Here is a 16,892-nt window from a genome sequence, read left to right as displayed (position 1 = left end):
TGGTTTAAGCTGAACAAATGTGCAGGCACTGGTCTTGCTCGTGCCACTGCCACCACTTTTCGTGATTAAAATGAGCGCCGCCAAGCCAGAAATCAAACTTCACCAGCTTACTTAAATGCTGCTGACCGGCTAACACATCATGACCCAAAGTGGTTAAACTCAACTCCGTTGACCAATCGACATCCGCTGGAGTAATCAAGCCATATTGAGCCAGCTGTTTGACTCTTGCCATAAACACCAAGTCAGTCATAAAACGGTAAGCTTCCTGCTGTTGGTAGCCGCTAAATGCCGTTTTACAATCCAAGCTCTGTTGTTGTACGAGTTGTAAAATAGTGGTCTGCGTCAGGTTTAAGCCAGTGCTTTGGCTTGGGAACTCTTGCAGTAAACGTTTTAATGCATCGTGTAATTGCGGCAGGCTAGAAAGATCTGAGGTGAGACAATCAACCAATAATTCCGGTTTTCCGCCTGTGAAGGCCTGCCATACTTGATTGGCAGATATCAGCATTTGCGGCATCAAAGGTACGCTGTTAGCTTGTAACTGATGCAACTCCGCAGCGCTGTATTCCGATAAATAGCCCGGCGCAAACGCTAGCGTGACTTTGGGGAGCTTTTGCTGGTAATGATGTAACCAGTTGAGAATTTGCACCAATTGCAATTGATCGTATAAGTCCCCTTCAAACCACAAGTTAATCTGTTTGTAATAACTCAGTCGTTGTAGCTGAAAATCACGGGTACGAAAGCTATTGATGACTTCTGGGTAATAAGCCCAGCCCATAGATGCAATGTACTCGGCACGAACTTCTGCTAGTGCCGGTAAAGGAAGATCAGGAACGGGACCTTCATGCAACACGTCTCGCCAGGGTAAAAAATCACCTTCGATATGGGCCGCTCGCATAACATCAACCGCGTGGTCACCATTGGTAATATTAAGAATTCGGGACATAAACTCGCCTAATGGACTCAATCTAAAATCAGTAACTCATTTATTCTAGAGGAAAAATAGAGAGACGTAGCGAAAAGTTCAGGGCACAAACCACAAAAACCTAACCTGCTCTGATTAATCACTCAATTATCTTAAATATTACGGATAAATCCAGTATTAAACACTCAATTTCGCACTAATATCAGGCTTCTTTTTAGCCACAATCGCTACTTATCGCGGTCGCCTAAACACGTGCATTAAAAAGTGGGTAATCAGCCAAACAAAAAAGCCAGTCAGCAAGGCTGACTGGCTCAAGATTTCCATCAAACATGGAAATTATTTACGATTGCATATTCTCTTATAGTGAGAAAGGTACAATCAGCATTAGCTTAAGATCTTGCTCATCTTGGAACGCATTCTTAAAGCCAGCCCAGCTTGGCTCATTAGACTTGTTGTTGTAGTCAGTGTAATGCAGCTTAGCTGTCGTGCCTTTGAAAGAGCCTTCAGGTACCGTGTACGCGATATCTAGGTTATAAGCTTCTTCACGCAGTTCTTCTGTGGTTGTGATTGACTCACCGCCCCAACCGTAAGCGTAAGAAGCACCCACGCTCCAGCCTTTCGCACCCAAGTCGCTTAGGTCACGCCATAAGCCAACAAATACCGCTTTCTCTTCATCATGGTTCCAGTCAGAACGCGCGTCCCACCATGGTTCGTACGCACCATTAGAACCGCCGTAAGCACTGGTCATACGGTAAGCGAATTGGCCTTGATGGTAAGATTCACTTTGCGGTGCTTTCGTGTATAGACCTTCTGCTTTCACAGTGTAAGGGCCCGTGTTCCAACGCGCACCTAGGTAATGCTGGTAGGCATTGCCATCGAAGTTTTCATTTTCATTATCATGGCTGTTTACGTCAGACATCATGTATAACTGATAAGTAAGGTACAAGCTGTCATCTTGACGCACTGTCATGTTGTGCTTGGCTTTAAAGTGCGCGTTAGTAAGGTAATCTTGTGACTCACCGTAAGCAACTTCTACTGACGTGCCAAAATCGAACGTGTAACGACCACCCACAGACCACATGTAATCAACGTCTGTTTGGCCATCATTCATCTTAAAGCCGTAGGTATCTTTGTACCATGGCGCTTTGTATTCAGAAGCGTATGCTGTCGCAAACTCAAAACCGTTCATGCTTACGCCGGCTTCACCACCTAGGTAAGTACCCGGCATAAATGACCAGTTAACACCCATTACACCAGGACCAGAAGGCTGGAAGTAACCGGCTTTAGCCCATGCTGGGCCGCCTTTTACTTTTACTGCGGCTTTATAAATAGATGCGCCAGAGTCAGCTTTAGATTGGCTCCAGTCAATATCCCAAGGGTTGTTTGAACCAGGGAAGAAAGACATTTCATGGTGCGGGTCGCCGTCATTGCGTAAATCTGCAGCAAAGAAAACACCAAGGTCAACACCAATCACGTCATAGGCGTAGCCTGAAGTGAAGTCTAAGTTAGCGTTGATAGTTGTGTGGGATAGGTTCGTTTGAAAATCACCGTCTGGCGCGTCTAAACGGTCACGGTTACGATCCCAAAGGTATAAGCCACCAGAAAGAGAAGAGTCGTCTAAGAACTGATTGGCGCCTTCAGCTTGTACAGCTGGGGCAGCAGTCATACCTAAACCGGCAACAGCGGCAATAACCGCAGCACCGATGGAATTTAATTTAAAAAAGTTTGAACCTTTTTTCATGGATGAACTCCTAGAAGTAATACTTGTTAATGCTGTGCGGCTAATTGCTTGGTAGGCCTTAACGCTCAGCTTAATAATTATCTTTAGGTGAAGCTTTCTCATCCATGAAGAAGGCTTCTGCCTAATTCAAGCAGTAATTTATGCTTTATTTTTCAACCCCTCAAGATTGTTAAACTAAATTTGCGCTCCTTATAGCAAACATATCACTACCTTAAGTTTTCTTAATGGCTGTTCAGCTTACGTTCAGGTTCAGACTTCGAGAATGGTTTTGCAGCAGGACTCGCTGTCAAGAGAGAGGGATTTCCGTTTTATAAATTGGCAGGCTTTTCTGCTTTCACCCTTCACTTAAAAAACAATTTAAAAACAATTTAAAAACAGGAAATTAGAATGAAAAGAACCATTTTAGCTTTACCTATTGTGCTCGCCTTAGCGGCTTGTGCAAACACTGAAAAAGTAGAAAGCGCAGCCGATATCACGCCACAAATGATCAAAACGCTTCCTGAACGAGAACTGTGTGAAGTATTGGTAAACAAAGGCAGCAGTGATGAGCAAGTATTACTTGCGTTCGAAGAATTGACTCGCCGTGACGTAAACCCAACGCTTTGTCGCGGCTTTTTAACGCCATCAGAAAGCTAAACGTCATACGTATCAGTAAGGCTTCCGCAGGAAGCCTTTTTTGATTCTAATTTTTAGAACAAAATATCTAATATAATCCTCTTTTGTTCTATTGTTTTTTAGGTAATGATGTAGCGATTAGGCTATATGTTAGCACGAAGGAAACAATAGATGTTGCGCAATACTTCCCAAGGGTATGGCTTGGTTGCCATCACCATACATTGGCTCGTCGCCGTGGTGGTCGTAGGCTTGTTCGCCGTTGGCCTATGGATGATAGACCTCAGTTACTACTCGAGCTGGTACCAAACCGCACCTATGTGGCACAAAAGCGTTGGCTTGACGTTGTTTCTGGTAATGATGTTCCGCTTAGTATGGCGCTTAATGTCGGTTCAACCGGCATCGCCTAGTCAGCATCATGCTCTTGAAAAGCTGGGCGCGAAGCTTGGTCATGGCGCTATCTATGTATTGCTGTTTGTCATTATGGTTTCAGGCTACCTGATTTCTACCGCAGATGGCCGCCCTATTTTGATGTTTTCTATGATTGAGATCCCGGCACTTGTCACCGATATACCGCAACAAGAAGATATTGCCGGCTTGGTGCATGAATATGCAGCTTGGGCACTGATCATTATTGCTTCAGGCCATGGCTTAGCCGCTTTGAAACATCACTTTGTTGATAAAGACAACACCCTTAAACGCATGCTAAAACCAGTAAAATAAATAACAAGGAACCCTACACATGAAAAAGATTTTCGCTGCCGCGCTGATTTCTACCGCCAGCTTTGCAACCGCACTGCCAGCCATGGCTGCCGATTATGCTATCGATACTCGCGGCGCTCACGCGTCAATTAACTTTAAAGTGAACCACTTAGGATACAGCTGGCTGCTAGGTCGATTTGATACCTTTAGCGGTGAGTTCAGCTATGACAAGAGCAACCCAAGCGCTGCAAAAGTAGCGGTTGAAATCGATACTAAGAGCGTCAACTCCAATCATGCAGAGCGCGACAAACATATTCGCGGCAATGACTTTTTAGCCGTGGACAAGTATCCCAAAGCCAGCTTTGTCAGCGACAAATTTGAGTCAACTGATGGTGAAACAGGTAAACTTTATGGCAAACTGACACTGCGCGGCGTCACAAAAGATATTGTCATTGACGTCACCAAAGTCGGTGAAGGCCAAGATCCGTGGGGGGGTTACCGCGCCGGCTTTGAAGGCTCAACCAGCTTTTTAATGAAAGATTTTGGCATTGATAAAGATCTGGGACCACAAGCTGCCAGCGTGCACATGGACCTCCATATCGAAGGCATAAAACAATAAAATACGCCTGCATCAAGCAGAGTATTGTGCGGCGCACACGGGTGACTGTTTGCGCCGTTTTTGGTTCTAAAAGACAAAGGAGACACGGTGAACAAAGACGACATAGACTGGGTGTTATTTGATTTAGGCGGCGTATTGGTACAACTCAACGGTCTGCCGTTTAAACCAGAATGGTTTAACGACCCATCACAACAGCCAATATTGCATGAATGGGGCATTTCAGAAGTCGTACGTAACTATGAAACAGGGAAAGCCAGCGTGACTGAGTTTGCTCAATTTACCCTCGAGCAATTCCAACTCAAAACGTCAATTGATGCCTTTATTGATGAGTTCACTCGTTGGCCTGGACCATTGTTTGATGGCAGTTTAGTCATGCTTGAGCAGCTTGGTTCACAGGTGAACACCGCTATTTACTCCAATACTAACGGTGAACATTGGCCAAGGTTAATGCAAGAAATGGCTTTAGCAGACACAGTAAAACACGCTTTTGCTTCTCACTTGATTGGCTTGGCAAAACCAGACTTAGCTGGGTTTAAATACGTGCTGGCGCAACTGAACACGGTACCTGAGCGAGTATTATTCTTAGACGACAATAAAACCAACGTGGAGGCTGCCGCCAGTCTGGGCGTTCAAGCTCAGCAAGTACAAGGTATTAAGCAAGTGATTGAATGTTTACAGCAGGCTGGCTTTACGTTCAACAGTGAGGTAACGGCGAGTTAACCGCGAAACTAAACCAAGTTAAGCCCAAGCAAACACCCGGCGTTCATTTTTCCGCCAATAGCTGCTATGTTAGAAACATGGAACAGTTAGAGTTTTTCAACCTACAAAGCCCGTGCCGCGGTATCTGCCAAACAGACAGCCGAGGCTACTGCTTGGGCTGCATGCGTAGCCGAGATGAAAGGTTTAACTGGATGAATTTATCGCCAGCACAGCAAAAAGAAGTGTTACGTTTATGCCGTCAACGCTTGTTACGAAAACTGCGAGCAAAACGTGCGGCAGAACTGGCTAAGCAGCCCAAAGGCGATAACCCGCAAGGTGATCTGTTCTAACTTATCAAGCTTAGTTAAGGGCGTATTTCTATCGTGGTTCCGTCTTTAACCAAGTTCCAAATTTCCCACATATGGTTGTTCAATAAAGCGATGCAACCGTCGGTCCAATCTTGGCCATGATATTTATCTATCAAATGACCTTTGCCATTGGGCAAACCGTGTATAAAAATGGCTCCGCCAGGGTTGTAGCCTTTTTCACGGGCATACGCTAAATCGGCTTGGTTAGGGTAATTGATATGAATTGAACGAAAGAACTTACTCTCAGGATTTCTAAAATCCAACGTGTAAACGCCCTCTGGAGTGCGTTTATCGCCGCGCCACTTCTTATGGCCTTCGGGACGTTTCCCCAGCGAAATTTGGTATTGCTGCACCACTCTCTCGCCATCAAGCAAGTACAAGGTGCGATCGCTTTTAGATACTAGCACCTTGTCCACTTCAGTGGCCCAACTGGGCGCCGCAAAACAAACCAAGCAAAGTAATACTGCAAACTTCTTAATGATGGTGGTGATGCTCATGATGATGCTTTTTCGCTAATAGGCTAGCCGGTAATAACTCAGCCAAAAACGCCCGCGCTCCTCTTTTAAATAACGACACCGCAAACAATACACATATTAATGCCAACGAGACATATTCCAACCATTCCTGCGCCCAATTGTGATCATGCTCTAACCAAGGCAGTGGCGTCACTGCGGTGTATTGATTGAGCAACATCGCCATCACAAATGCCACCGCGCAAATCGCCAAGGCTAAACTAATCGCAACCCACTGGCCTTTTTTGTCTTTAATAAAGCTCAGCAGAGGTAAATTGATCGTAGGCCCGACTAAAAGTAACGCAATAATCGCCCCTGGAGAGACCCCCATTAACAGTAATACCGCAGCAATCGGAGTGAGCCCCGTTGCGCATAAGTGCAACGGAAACGCCAGTACTATCACCAGTAGCACTTGCAACCATAAATGGTCGGCAAAAAACTGCCAACCCGGGGTGGGCGCCAGAGTAGCCGCGACAGTCCAACCCACAATAACCCAAGGCGCGGTATGGTCTAATAGGTGCTCATAGCTGTGCTTAAAAGCATTAACCAAACGAGAGCCTTGAGCTTGAGTATCCTGAATATGTTCTTGAGGAAGCTGATCGTCTTGCTGTTGTTGTAACCAAGAACCCATCAAAAAGCCAATCAGTAATACCATAAGCAGGGCCAAGGCTAAGCGCAGCACAATCCATTGACTGCCCAGTAATGGCCAAGACAAAATCAACGCATCAAAGCTCAACACAGGAGCAGCAATAAGAAATGACAAGGCAAACACTTGACTAGCGCCACGGGACTGAATTTGTTGGTACATTTTGGCCGCGTCTGGTACGCAAACAGGCACCGATAAGCCTAACATTGCGCCTTTTAAGCTATCAAACTTACTCGCAGAGCGATTGACGTGCCTGAGCCCTAACCAGGGCATGCGAATAAAATTCAGCCAATAGGTTAAGAAATACGCAACCAGCAGCGCCGGTGAACTGTGCAGAGCCAAACTGAAAAAGCGTTGTAGGGCGAGCGCCGTGTCACGGCCATGTTCAGCCACTTCTCCAGCCGCTGCTTGTTGCCACATTTGGGTGCGGTCCCAAATCGATTGCGGGTGCACATGGTCATGGGAAACATAACCCAACCAATGGGGTAACAACACGGCGGCCAAACAAACCAAGCCAAGTAAAGTGCCAATACCGGCTGCTTTTTTCTCTTGCTCTTCAGAACCTTGCTGTGATTTATCTTGATAAGGTCGATGAAATACTACATGCAATATTGAGCCAGTAACCAAGGCTTGAAACCACGCCATCCACTGACTGCTTAAGTGAGGAAATACCTGTTGCCCAAAGTAGCTGCCCGCAATTGTCGCCATGGCCATGGCCAGCAATACCATCAATGGCAGCATGCGACCATATTGAGGCTTTAATAGCCACCACACGGTCAAACCAACCGGTAAGCGGTGCAAGATCACGCCTAAGGCTAATAACCAAGCAGTGTGAGACTCATTCACCACTAACGCGCCGCCATCCGTCACCGCGTGTAATACCAAACCACCCACGCCAAATAGCAAAGTAAAGTTGTGGGTTTTATTGGCAATGGCGTGAAAGTGTTTTTCTATCATGCCGGGGCCAAATAAGCCCGCCGCCAAGAACACAAGGGCTATTAAGCCGCCGTGATACAAGGCCTCTGGCAAGATGTGAAATAAGACAAGCCCGGTAATAGTGACAAAAATGAAAGCGTCAAGCAGCGAAAACCAGCCGCGCTTTTGCTGCAAAGGCTGGCAGGCAAGTGGGCCAAGAAACAGAGCTAAAATACTGAAGGCAACTAACATGGAAATTGGGCTCAAAAAACTGGGACGTGATAATATAACAAAACTTGAACTGGGTCATACTAATTTGGTGAAAATTTCCGCATTGAATCATCACAAACTGAACTTCGCACGTAGGCAACTGGATAAATTATCGTTAATATAAAAGCAAAGCGCTATTTATCGAAGACAAGCTACAATTCCTGTCTCACTCGTCTAAAGGAAGCTATATGAAACATCATCTATTGGCAGCCTGTTTATTGGGCCCCGCTATGCTGTTAAGCCATGGCGCTTTAGCCGATCCACACGAAGATGATGCGGTCGCACAATTGATTGCCAATCGCAGTCAACAAGGTCCTAAGCAGGCGCTAGAAATTGCGACCGTTAACTATACGGGTGTCATTACAGATTTTGAACTGGATGATAAAAACGACCGCATCGTTTACAAAATCACCCTGGTTCACTTGGATAAAAACACCAAAACCATTTTGTTTTACGACGCTGAGACGTTTGACCTAGTGGACGAACAATCCGATACGCTGATTGGTTGGTTTAAAGACGAAGACGATCAGGCTGAAATTCAAGCATTAGAAGAAATTCAAAACAACGGTTTCTCTATGATTCAGGCACTTGAAATTGTTCAAGAAAAACACCCAGGTTTTCTGGTTGAAGCAGCCCTTGAAAGCAAAAAAGGCATTCACTTTTTTGAGATCAAACTGGCTTCACCTGAAGACAAACAAAGATGGCTGGTGGATGTCAGCAGCCGCGACTTGATCCCGGTGTATCGCAGATAAAGCAGGAACCCAATGAAAATACTGGTAGTAGAAGACGATAAAACAACCCTAGAGTACATTCAAAAAGGATTTCAAGAGCAAGGCTACGCGGTAGACGTCTCAGAAAACGGACCCGATGGGTTATTTCTCGCTACGAGCCAGGAATACGACGTAATTATTTTAGACCGCATGCTGCCGCAGATGGATGGCCTAAAAGTATTATCGGCCCTGCGCGCAACGGGTAGCCAAACCCCAGTCATTTTCTTGAGCGCATTAAGTCACGTTGATGAACGCATTAAAGGCTTAAAAGCGGGCAGCGATGATTACCTCACCAAACCATTCTCATTCCAAGAGCTATTGGTTCGCGTTGAAATTCTGATCCAACGTAATAGTCAGCAAAGCACTTTGGTGACAGAACTAAAAGTGGGGGATTTGTTGATGGACTTGGTTGGCCACAAAGTGACGCGCGCCGATCGTGAAATAAAGCTGCAACCAAAAGAATTTCAATTATTAAGATATTTACTTGAGCACCAAGACCAAGTGATTTCTCGTACCTTGCTGTTTGAATCGGTGTGGGATTATCATTTTGATCCAAAAACGAATGTGATTGATGTGCACGTCGCCAAATTACGTAAGAAGTTAGAAGAATACGGTGAGAGCCAGTTAATCCATACAGTTCGCGGTGCAGGTTATGTGGTCCGCGCACCTTAAAATATTTACTCGTACCTCAATTTGGCGCTTTACCCTTACCTTTACCTTTTTAGTGTTATTGATCAGTGGCGGTATTTTGGCAATGGTTTACCACTTCTCCATTGCCGGCCAGCAAAGAGAACAAAGCCAACGACTAAACCTTGCTACGCAAGGTTTTGTTTCTTTAGCCAATGCTGAAAGCATGACGCCACAAAGCTTTATCGGCTCGGTGTCCAAGCGAGCTGCGCTCACCAATAACATGGTGTTGGTATTGCGCCGACAAGGTAATATTTACGGCAATCTCAACCATTTACCCAAAAATATACCTCACTACCCTAACGTGATTCATTTACCGATTTTAGCGTCCAACTTTTTGGGGGAGATGGAACTCAAGAAGGTCATGGCGACCCGCTTAGATACCCGCTTTGGTAACTTGATGGTCGGCTTGATTGATGACACCAATGAATCATTAGACGAAAGCTTTACCACTGCCAGCCTCATCGCTTTAGGCACAGGTTTGATTGTGACCTTGTTCGTGGGTTTTATGTTTAACTCGCAAGTATTATCGAGAATTAAGCAAATCAGTAAACTCACGTCAGAAGTAAAAGCAGGCGAGCTGCACGCGCGCTTGCCGATCACCAATAAAAATGATGAGTTCGATCATATTGCCAATCAAATCAACCAGATGATGGACGAAATTGATGAGTTAATTGGCTCGGTATCAAGCGTTACTGACAACATTGCCCACGACTTGCGCACGCCATTATCACGTTTACGGATCCGCGTCGAAGATAGCCTTAACAAAGATCCTCAAGCAAAAGACGAAGAGTGGCGCCAAGAGTTACTGCAAGAGCTTGATCATATTATTGAAACTTTTAACGCTATGTTAGAACTGTCTCGTCTAGAAAAAGGGGTTTCGGGTACGGAACATAAAGCGTGCGATCTGGTTTCGATTACCCATGACGTGGTTGACTTAATTCAACCTATCGCCGAAGACAAGCAACAAGCCCTCAGTTACGAACACCAACCCAGCATGGTGCTGTCGGGGGATAATAATCTGCTGTTTAGGGCCATTTATAATTTGGTGGATAACGCCGTTAAATATGGGCCAGAAGACACCGAGATAGCAGTATCCATTGCCGACAATATTGTTACCATCAGCGACCAAGGCAGTGGTATTCCAGACGAGGAAAAAGAACACGTGTTCCAACGCTTGTATCGCCTCGATAAAAGCCGAAACAGCGAAGGGTTTGGTATGGGCTTATCCATCGTAAAAGCCATTATTCAGCTACATCACGGGGAGATTGAACTGTTCGATAACGACCCTGGACTGATTGTTAAAATCACCTTCCCCGAACTCGAAGCAGCCTAAATACTCACTCCGCTTGCTATTGCCTTTACCTGTGATGTTTGGCGCGCTCAGTCAGATGCGTCAAACATCCACCTCACATGCCTTCTAACTAAAGCTTGTTTGAATAGCACTTTCGTACTATTAATTAACTATGAGAAAAGGCACAGTAACTCGCATGGCTATCTTGCGCACCGCGCTCGATTTAGCCTCCCGTGAAGGGCTCAAACACATCACCATTGGCAGCTTGGCTAAAGCCAGAGGCATGTCGAAAAGTGGCGTTTATGCGCACTTTAAATCAAAGCAGAAGTTACAACTGGAAGTCGTACAATACGCGCAATTGATGTTTAGTGAGCGGGTATTGCGGCCTACCCGTGGCATTGAAGACACGTTAGCGCGCCTACAGAAAATCGCACATCATTGGTATCACTGGAGTGACCGTTTATCCGGAGGTTGCTTTTTTATTGCCGCAGTGGTCGACTTTGACGATCAAGACGATCCGGTGGCACAAGAACTGAAAATGCAGCAACAAAGTTGGTATGACCACCTGACGCTGTGTTTACGCCAAGGCATCAAACAAGGTGTATTACCCGAAGACCTGGATTTCTCAGCCTTTCTTAATGAATTTAACGGCTTGTATTTAAGCGCCCAGTGGCATAATTGGCTGCTCGACAAGCCCCAAAGTGAGGCGCAATACCAACAGGCGGTCCTCAAATTACTGCAACGTTATCAAGTTACAGACTAACCGCCATGCCTATCAAGACGATGACTTTTTACCGTAACCCGACTGCTTTAAGGTAAAACCGGCATCATTGCTCCAAGCGTCTAACCCACTGCGAGCATTACCGGCCACAAAACACGCCGCCATACTGGGGCTGGCAAACTCATACTCTTTGGTAAACTTAAGTTGATTACCTTGCTTCACCACCGTACCTTCGGCCAGAAGCGCTTCACGCAGTTGTTTGATAGAAGGCCTGAGCGAGCCAACGTTGGAGTTGTTTGCCGTAGAGTCACGCAATACCACAAAAGCCGGTTTGTCTAATGGCCCTTTCGGGTATCCCTTCGCCACCGCATTTTTGGACTCAAAGTGATAGCTTTCTTGCTGCGCAGGCTTTAAGGCTTTGATTTCTTTTTTAATCGAGACCAACTCGTTATACAAGTCGATAGGTAGGACAACAGCTTGACGCACGCCATTTGCGTCGACGATAAATTGCACTTGCTTGTTCACGGTGTTCTTCCCTAAAGCGGACCAATAACCTTAAAGCGTTCCTAAGAGCGTATTAAGAAATGTGTTAATGACACTTATTACAGCAAGAAAACGAAATAGCGGCAAGGATGCAAGTCACACCCTATTTTCTTAACCAAATTTGTTCGACCTGGTGATTCAGACCCTTTTTGAGGATTAAATTAGCGCGTTGTTTGGTTGGCGTGATGTTTTCAGTCAGGTTGACGCCGTTAATCTCATCCCAAATGCGGCTCGCGGTTTTGCTGGCTTCGGTTTCACTCAAACTGGCATAGTGATGAAAGTAAGCGTCAGGATCGGTGAACGCGCCTTTGCGAAAGCTCAAGAAACGCTGGATATACCAATCCTTCAGTAACTCTTCTTCAGCATCCACAAAAATAGAAAAGTCGACAAAGTCAGACACAAATACGCGATGCAGCTGGTTAGGATAGTCCATGCCACTTTGCAGTACGTTCAACCCTTCCAAAATAACTATGTCAGGTTGCTCTACCTTTTGCTCTACACCGGGCAAAATGTCGTAATCTAAATGCGAATACACCGGTGCTGACACGCTCGCTTTTCCGGCTTTAATATCGGCTACAAATTGCACCAAACGGCGAATATCATAACTCGCAGGAAAGCCCTTCTTTTTCATCAAGTCACGGGCTTCAAGCTCTTGGTTGGGGCGTAAAAAACCGTCCGTTGTCACCAGTGCCACAGAGGGGTGGTTAGGCCAACATGCGAGAATGGCCTGTAAAATACGGGCAGTAGTACTTTTGCCCACGGCCACGCTGCCAGCAATGCCAATCACATAAGGAGATTTCGCTGAATCAACGCCTAAGAATGACTCTTGCACCGCACTGCGCTCTTGCCGCGCTGATACATATAGGTTTAGTAAGCGGGAAAGCGGCAAGTATATCTGCACCACCTCTTCCATTGAGATGTCTTCATTAATGCCTTTAAGTCTAGAAAGGTCTTGTTCTGACAGCGTCAGCGGCACGTTGTCGCGCAAATTCGCCCAACTGTTGCGATCAAATTCCAGATAAGCCGAATGAATGAGCTCTTGGCTATTTGTTAATGGCATTAATAATTCCCTGTATAGCGAAGGCGCAACATACAATAGTCTAAGCCCAAATAACAAGCGCTTTAGGCATTACGTACCTGTAATACGACAAAAAAAGCAATAACGCTCAGTATTGCACACGCAATAAATACGGCGTTAAAACCAAACCACTGCGCGACTGCGCCAGCCACCACACCGCCTAAAATACCGCCGGTTTTAATCGAGTTCGAATACAAAGTAGTGACCTGTCCCATTTTTGCAGGCTGTAAATCTTGGAAATAAGAAATGCCCAGCGCCGACGTCACACCAATAAAAATGCCGTTAAAAAGTTGTAAGCACAAAAAGCCTAGCACGCTTTCGTTGATTGCTACTCCAGCATAAAATATCACCCCCGCCACCACTGCAGCGGCGGTTAACCGTCTTTTGCCAAAACGTACCGCATAACTGCCGGACAATAACATTACAGGAATTTCAATTAACGCCGCGGTGCCCATCATAAAACCCGCAAGTGCCGAGTCGAGCTGTAATTCGGTCGCGATATACAAAGGCATACTAATAAGGTACATATTATTGGCCGCATACATGGCAAGAAACGCCACGCTAAGAGCCAATAAATCTTTGTCGCGCCATAACGCGGGAGCCGCGACGGCGTCTTGCTGAGCACGCTCGCGTTCACTGCTAGGTAAGGTGAATAATACAACGGCAAGCAGACATACATACAACAAGGCGGCAACGATAAACAACCATTGAAATCCCACGCCCTCCGCTAAAAAGAACGCCAACGGTGGCCCCAGCACCCAAGCCAGTGCTATTTGAGCCCTTAGTACCGCGCTGAACTTGTCGGCAGCTTGCTGTCGCTTGTCCAATACCTCTCTGGCGAGAGCAAACACTTGCGGCAATGAAGCAGAAGAAGTGCTTAAAAAAATCAAAGCGCTGATCAGCAATACGGTGAAGTCGCGGCTAAAAGCAAACACGAGAAAACCGATAGCGCCCATGGTATTGCACACTAAAATGATCGATTTACGGTCTTTACCTTGGTCCGACCACCAAGCTAAGGTTTGGCTCACGGCTACGCCAGCAATGGCTACCAATGCAAAGAATACCCCCAGTAAGGCGGGTTTCACGCCGACTTCCTGAGTCATAAATAAACTCATTGTTGGCACGGTAAAAGAGCCGGCAATGCCTACAAACAGGCAAGTAAACAACAGAGAAACCGTTGTTCTGTCCGGTTGATGCCCCGGAAACAAAGAATAGAGATACTGCTTCATAAATGGCTGTGCGCACCTTGGATAACGTTAACCGCAAGGTGCTATACCTTGGGCGAGAGCTAAATCACTCGCGAGAACTGCTGTTGTCGCGCTTGCTGGCGGAAATAAACATCAAAGCACATGCAGATATTGCGGATCAGTAACACGCCATTACCATGCACCTGTAACTTCTTCCCTGTCAACGACACTAAACCGTCATCGATAAAAGGTTGTAACAGTTTGATATCTTCAGCAAAGTATTGGTTAAAGCTTATGCCAAATTGATCGTCAATCACAGCGCAATCGAGACTGAAATTACAAATAAGCTGCTTGATGACCGCACGACGAATCAAATCATCTTGGCTCAGAGCAACCCCTTTCCACTGTCCATGTCCTTGTTGTGCTACCTGAGCATAATAGGCTTTTAGCTCTTTTTGGTTTTGGCTATAACTGTGGCCCACTTGGCTGATTGACGAAACACCTAAGCCCAGTAAATCAGAGTCACCTTGGGTAGTGTAGCCTTGAAAATTACGGTGTAACTGCCCTTCTCGCTGCGCCACTGCCAACTCATCGTCTGGCTTGGCAAAGTGGTCCATGCCTATAAATTGGTAACCGTGTTGGGTCAGGTATTCAATGGTATATTGTAAAATAGCCAAGCGCGACTTGGCTGTCGGCATGTCTTGCTCTTTTAACTTACGCTGTGCAGCGAAACGGCTGGGCAAATGCGCATAATTGAAAGTGGTTAAGCGGGCAGGATCTAACGCGACGACCTTGGTTAACGTTTTAGCAAAGCTCTCTGGCGTTTGATGAGGCAAGCCATATATTAAATCCAAGTTGGTCGAGCGAAACCCGCAAGCTTTAGCGCGCTGTAATAGCTCACCAATAAAATCTTCGTCTTGTTCGCGGTTCACCGCTACTTGCACTTTTTTATCGAAATCTTGCACCCCTAAACTCAATCGATTAAAGCCCTGCTCGGCCAATAAATCAATGGTGTCCAAGGCAATTTCTCGAGGGTCTATTTCTATGCTGAGTTCAGCGTTTTCTGCAAATTCAAATGCGCTTCGCAGTAAATCCATCAAACGAACAATTTGCGGTGGGTTCAAAAACGTCGGCGTGCCGCCACCCCAATGCAGTTGGGTAACTTGACGGCCTGCAAAATGAGGCGCTTGCTGAGTGATTTCTTGCGCTAAATAATCCAGGTACTCGTCAGCTTTGTGTTGATGACGCGTCACTATCTTATTACAGCCACAGTAGTAACAAAGCTTATGACAAAAAGGGATATGAACATAAAGGGACAAATGGCGTTGCGGATAGACTTGCGCCGCGCTCAGTAAGTCGTCGTATTGAAACGATTCGCTGAATTCTAAAGCGGTTGGATAAGACGTATACCTTGGACCGCTGTAATTGTATTTTTCAATTAAGCGCTGGTCCCAAACTATTTGTTCCACTGTGAATACCTTATTGGTGATAAGCGGGCGAAGTATAGGTGAGCACGGGGGGAATTGGCTTGCGCCAGAACAAATTATTGAAAAAAGAAGGCTATGAAAAGCGAAAACTCATAGCCGTTGAGAGAAGCGTCAATGCTTAAAACTGGCGATCTTGCAGTAGCTTCATTTCTTCAATAATGGCGGCTTCTAGCCGTTGCTCGTGCTTTTCCCTTTCGCGGTCTAATGCACGGATTTCCTTTTTGGGCTTTTCTTTTCTTACGCTGTGCGTTGGCATGTCTTTTACCACCTGATAAAGCTCACTCATCGCTTGGTACTCCTGCTCAACCACCACAGGCTGGTCCAACTTCAGCTCACCCAATAATACGGTTTGACGAATAGCGCCTTCAGATAGATTGCATTGACCTTGGACCATGGCCTTGGCAATTAAATGAATACTCTCTATTAATTTGTCATTGCGGGTTTTTATTGCCGCAGCTAAGGCTCTTTTTTGCTCTTCCACTTGGCGCAATAAACGACCCGCGTAAACCGCTAGGGCGACAATAATGACCACGCCAAGGGCGGCTAATATCCATAACAACATTACTAATCCTTGTCTTCTAGTTCATCCATCCAGCGAGTATCTATCTTATTAAACGTATCAAACGCGTCTTCGGATTCATCTTCGTCTTCTTCTAATAGGCCAAGTTCAGCCAACAGTACTTGGTGGCGTGCCATTTTGGCCTCAACCCAGGCGTTGTCCTTCGCCGATAAAACACCGCCTTCATCCAAGTAATCCAACAGCTTAGTAAGCTTTGGATCGTCTTCAATTTGCGCCAGCTCTTTTTCTGGCGACAAGTTAACCGCAGGTTTGGCTTTGGCTACCTTCGCTTTCGGCTTAAATTGCGAGAGTTTTTCGACTTTGTTGTCTTCTGGTACTAACGCTATCGGCTTTTTACTGCCCACACGTGGGTCTTTTGAGCCTTGTTGCGACGTAGGCTTGTCTTTCTCTACTTCGCTAATATTGCGGTTGCCAGCTTTAAGACCTTTGCGCTTCTTCAGTCGCTTTTGCAACCTTGCATCTTCTTCTGACTGTTTAATTCTGGTACCAAGTTTTGGTCCATTAGAATTGATTTTTCTAGACTTTTTATTACGTGACAT

General features: G+C 45.8%; 19 protein-coding genes. 9 read left to right on the top strand and 10 right to left on the bottom strand.

What is annotated here, in order from left to right:
• Window positions 1-4 precede the first annotated feature (4 nt).
• Together D1Z90_RS03415 and D1Z90_RS03410 are read right to left on the bottom strand one after the other, a co-directional pair.
• On the bottom strand, window positions 5-943 hold the full coding sequence (locus D1Z90_RS03415; RefSeq protein ID WP_119909343.1) for a DUF1835 domain-containing protein: 939 nt from the start codon (window positions 941-943) through the stop codon (window positions 5-7).
• 337 nt (window positions 944-1,280) lie between these two features.
• A complete protein-coding gene (locus tag D1Z90_RS03410) occupies window positions 1,281-2,663 on the bottom strand; it encodes an OprD family outer membrane porin (protein ID WP_158587045.1) in 1,383 nt (460 codons plus the stop codon).
• Window positions 2,664-3,050: 387 nt separating this feature from the next.
• On the opposite strand from D1Z90_RS03410, the gene D1Z90_RS03405 reads away from it, so the two are divergent.
• The 5 genes from D1Z90_RS03405 (at window position 3,051) to D1Z90_RS03385 (ending at window position 5,645) form a co-directional block, all read left to right on the top strand.
• The gene (locus D1Z90_RS03405) at window positions 3,051-3,299 is read left to right on the top strand and encodes a lipoprotein (protein WP_119909341.1); all 249 of its coding nucleotides are present in this window, start codon (window positions 3,051-3,053) and stop codon (window positions 3,297-3,299) included.
• A gap of 150 nt (window positions 3,300-3,449) precedes the next feature.
• Window positions 3,450-3,998, top strand: a complete 549-nt coding sequence (locus D1Z90_RS03400) for a cytochrome b (RefSeq protein WP_119909340.1) — start codon at window positions 3,450-3,452, stop codon at window positions 3,996-3,998.
• A gap of 19 nt (window positions 3,999-4,017) precedes the next feature.
• Entirely contained in the window at window positions 4,018-4,596 is a 579-nt protein-coding gene (locus tag D1Z90_RS03395) for a YceI family protein (protein ID WP_119909339.1), read from the top strand.
• Between the two features lie 87 nt (window positions 4,597-4,683).
• Window positions 4,684-5,316, top strand: coding sequence for an HAD family hydrolase (locus D1Z90_RS03390; RefSeq protein ID WP_158587044.1), 633 nt, complete (start codon window positions 4,684-4,686; stop codon window positions 5,314-5,316).
• Between the two features lie 77 nt (window positions 5,317-5,393).
• Window positions 5,394-5,645, top strand: coding sequence for a DUF1289 domain-containing protein (locus D1Z90_RS03385; RefSeq protein ID WP_119909337.1), 252 nt, complete (start codon window positions 5,394-5,396; stop codon window positions 5,643-5,645).
• A gap of 14 nt (window positions 5,646-5,659) precedes the next feature.
• On the opposite strand, the gene D1Z90_RS03380 is transcribed toward D1Z90_RS03385, so the two are convergent.
• Both D1Z90_RS03380 and D1Z90_RS03375 read right to left on the bottom strand, forming a co-directional pair.
• On the bottom strand, window positions 5,660-6,160 hold the full coding sequence (locus D1Z90_RS03380; protein ID WP_119909336.1) for a L,D-transpeptidase family protein: 501 nt from the start codon (window positions 6,158-6,160) through the stop codon (window positions 5,660-5,662).
• Entirely contained in the window at window positions 6,138-7,988 is a 1,851-nt protein-coding gene (locus D1Z90_RS03375; RefSeq protein ID WP_119909335.1) for a permease, read from the bottom strand. Before D1Z90_RS03375 ends, D1Z90_RS03380 begins: the two co-directional genes overlap by 23 nt.
• 206 nt (window positions 7,989-8,194) lie before the next feature.
• Between D1Z90_RS03375 and D1Z90_RS03370 the strand changes: the two genes are divergently transcribed.
• From D1Z90_RS03370 to D1Z90_RS03355, 4 genes are all read left to right on the top strand, one after another.
• On the top strand, window positions 8,195-8,758 hold the full coding sequence (locus D1Z90_RS03370) for a PepSY domain-containing protein (protein ID WP_119909334.1): 564 nt from the start codon (window positions 8,195-8,197) through the stop codon (window positions 8,756-8,758).
• 12 nt (window positions 8,759-8,770) lie between these two features.
• Entirely contained in the window at window positions 8,771-9,448 is a 678-nt protein-coding gene (locus D1Z90_RS03365) for a response regulator (RefSeq protein WP_119909333.1), read from the top strand.
• Window positions 9,429-10,799, top strand: coding sequence for a sensor histidine kinase (locus D1Z90_RS03360; RefSeq protein ID WP_119909332.1), 1,371 nt, complete (start codon window positions 9,429-9,431; stop codon window positions 10,797-10,799). The genes D1Z90_RS03365 and D1Z90_RS03360 overlap by 20 nt, the downstream gene beginning before the upstream one ends.
• Before the next feature lie 154 nt (window positions 10,800-10,953).
• A complete protein-coding gene (locus tag D1Z90_RS03355) occupies window positions 10,954-11,520 on the top strand; it encodes a TetR/AcrR family transcriptional regulator (RefSeq protein WP_158587043.1) in 567 nt (188 codons plus the stop codon).
• Between the two features lie 12 nt (window positions 11,521-11,532).
• On the opposite strand, the gene D1Z90_RS03350 is transcribed toward D1Z90_RS03355, so the two are convergent.
• The 6 genes from D1Z90_RS03350 to yihI form a co-directional block, all read right to left on the bottom strand.
• On the bottom strand, window positions 11,533-12,003 hold the full coding sequence (locus D1Z90_RS03350; protein ID WP_119909330.1) for a DUF4357 domain-containing protein: 471 nt from the start codon (window positions 12,001-12,003) through the stop codon (window positions 11,533-11,535).
• A gap of 121 nt (window positions 12,004-12,124) precedes the next feature.
• Window positions 12,125-13,081: a type I pantothenate kinase gene (coaA, locus tag D1Z90_RS03345; protein WP_119909329.1), complete on the bottom strand. Its 957-nt coding sequence runs from the start codon at window positions 13,079-13,081 to the stop codon at window positions 12,125-12,127.
• Window positions 13,082-13,143: 62 nt separating this feature from the next.
• On the bottom strand, window positions 13,144-14,328 hold the full coding sequence (locus tag D1Z90_RS03340) for a sugar efflux transporter (protein WP_119909328.1): 1,185 nt from the start codon (window positions 14,326-14,328) through the stop codon (window positions 13,144-13,146).
• Between the two features lie 59 nt (window positions 14,329-14,387).
• Complete coding sequence (gene hemN / locus D1Z90_RS03335) at window positions 14,388-15,755, bottom strand: oxygen-independent coproporphyrinogen III oxidase (protein ID WP_119909327.1); 1,368 nt, start codon at window positions 15,753-15,755, stop codon at window positions 14,388-14,390.
• Window positions 15,756-15,891: 136 nt separating this feature from the next.
• Entirely contained in the window at window positions 15,892-16,335 is a 444-nt protein-coding gene (locus D1Z90_RS03330; protein WP_232525190.1) for a DUF2489 domain-containing protein, read from the bottom strand.
• A gap of 2 nt (window positions 16,336-16,337) precedes the next feature.
• Window positions 16,338-16,892, bottom strand: coding sequence for a Der GTPase-activating protein YihI (gene yihI / locus D1Z90_RS03325; RefSeq protein ID WP_119909326.1), 555 nt, complete (start codon window positions 16,890-16,892; stop codon window positions 16,338-16,340).

It is taken from the genome of Motilimonas pumila, from assembly GCF_003596335.1.
GTDB lineage: Bacteria > Pseudomonadota > Gammaproteobacteria > Enterobacterales > CBDFNC01 > Motilimonas > Motilimonas pumila.
Note: the sequence above shows the minus strand (reverse complement) of the source record. Positions and strands in the feature narration are given on the sequence as shown.

Excerpts from the sequence above, each read along its gene's own strand:
- D1Z90_RS03415 (WP_119909343.1), bottom strand. The coding sequence starts at position 943 with ATGTCCCGAATTCTTAATATTACCAATGGTGACCACGCGGTTGATGTT.
- D1Z90_RS03410 (WP_158587045.1), bottom strand. The coding sequence starts at position 2,663 with ATGAAAAAAGGTTCAAACTTTTTTAAATTAAATTCCATCGGTGCTGCG.
- D1Z90_RS03405 (WP_119909341.1), top strand. The coding sequence starts at position 3,051 with ATGAAAAGAACCATTTTAGCTTTACCTATTGTGCTCGCCTTAGCGGCT.
- D1Z90_RS03400 (WP_119909340.1), top strand. The coding sequence starts at position 3,450 with ATGTTGCGCAATACTTCCCAAGGGTATGGCTTGGTTGCCATCACCATA.
- D1Z90_RS03395 (WP_119909339.1), top strand. The coding sequence starts at position 4,018 with ATGAAAAAGATTTTCGCTGCCGCGCTGATTTCTACCGCCAGCTTTGCA.
- D1Z90_RS03385 (WP_119909337.1), top strand. The coding sequence starts at position 5,394 with ATGGAACAGTTAGAGTTTTTCAACCTACAAAGCCCGTGCCGCGGTATC.
- D1Z90_RS03380 (WP_119909336.1), bottom strand. The coding sequence starts at position 6,160 with ATGAGCATCACCACCATCATTAAGAAGTTTGCAGTATTACTTTGCTTG.
- D1Z90_RS03375 (WP_119909335.1), bottom strand. The coding sequence starts at position 7,988 with ATGTTAGTTGCCTTCAGTATTTTAGCTCTGTTTCTTGGCCCACTTGCC.
- D1Z90_RS03370 (WP_119909334.1), top strand. The coding sequence starts at position 8,195 with ATGAAACATCATCTATTGGCAGCCTGTTTATTGGGCCCCGCTATGCTG.
- D1Z90_RS03365 (WP_119909333.1), top strand. The coding sequence starts at position 8,771 with ATGAAAATACTGGTAGTAGAAGACGATAAAACAACCCTAGAGTACATT.
- D1Z90_RS03360 (WP_119909332.1), top strand. The coding sequence starts at position 9,429 with ATGTGGTCCGCGCACCTTAAAATATTTACTCGTACCTCAATTTGGCGC.
- D1Z90_RS03355 (WP_158587043.1), top strand. The coding sequence starts at position 10,954 with ATGGCTATCTTGCGCACCGCGCTCGATTTAGCCTCCCGTGAAGGGCTC.
- coaA (WP_119909329.1), bottom strand. The coding sequence starts at position 13,081 with ATGCCATTAACAAATAGCCAAGAGCTCATTCATTCGGCTTATCTGGAA.
- D1Z90_RS03340 (WP_119909328.1), bottom strand. The coding sequence starts at position 14,328 with ATGAAGCAGTATCTCTATTCTTTGTTTCCGGGGCATCAACCGGACAGA.
- D1Z90_RS03330 (WP_232525190.1), bottom strand. The coding sequence starts at position 16,335 with ATGTTGTTATGGATATTAGCCGCCCTTGGCGTGGTCATTATTGTCGCC.
- yihI (WP_119909326.1), bottom strand. The coding sequence starts at position 16,892 with ATGTCACGTAATAAAAAGTCTAGAAAAATCAATTCTAATGGACCAAAA.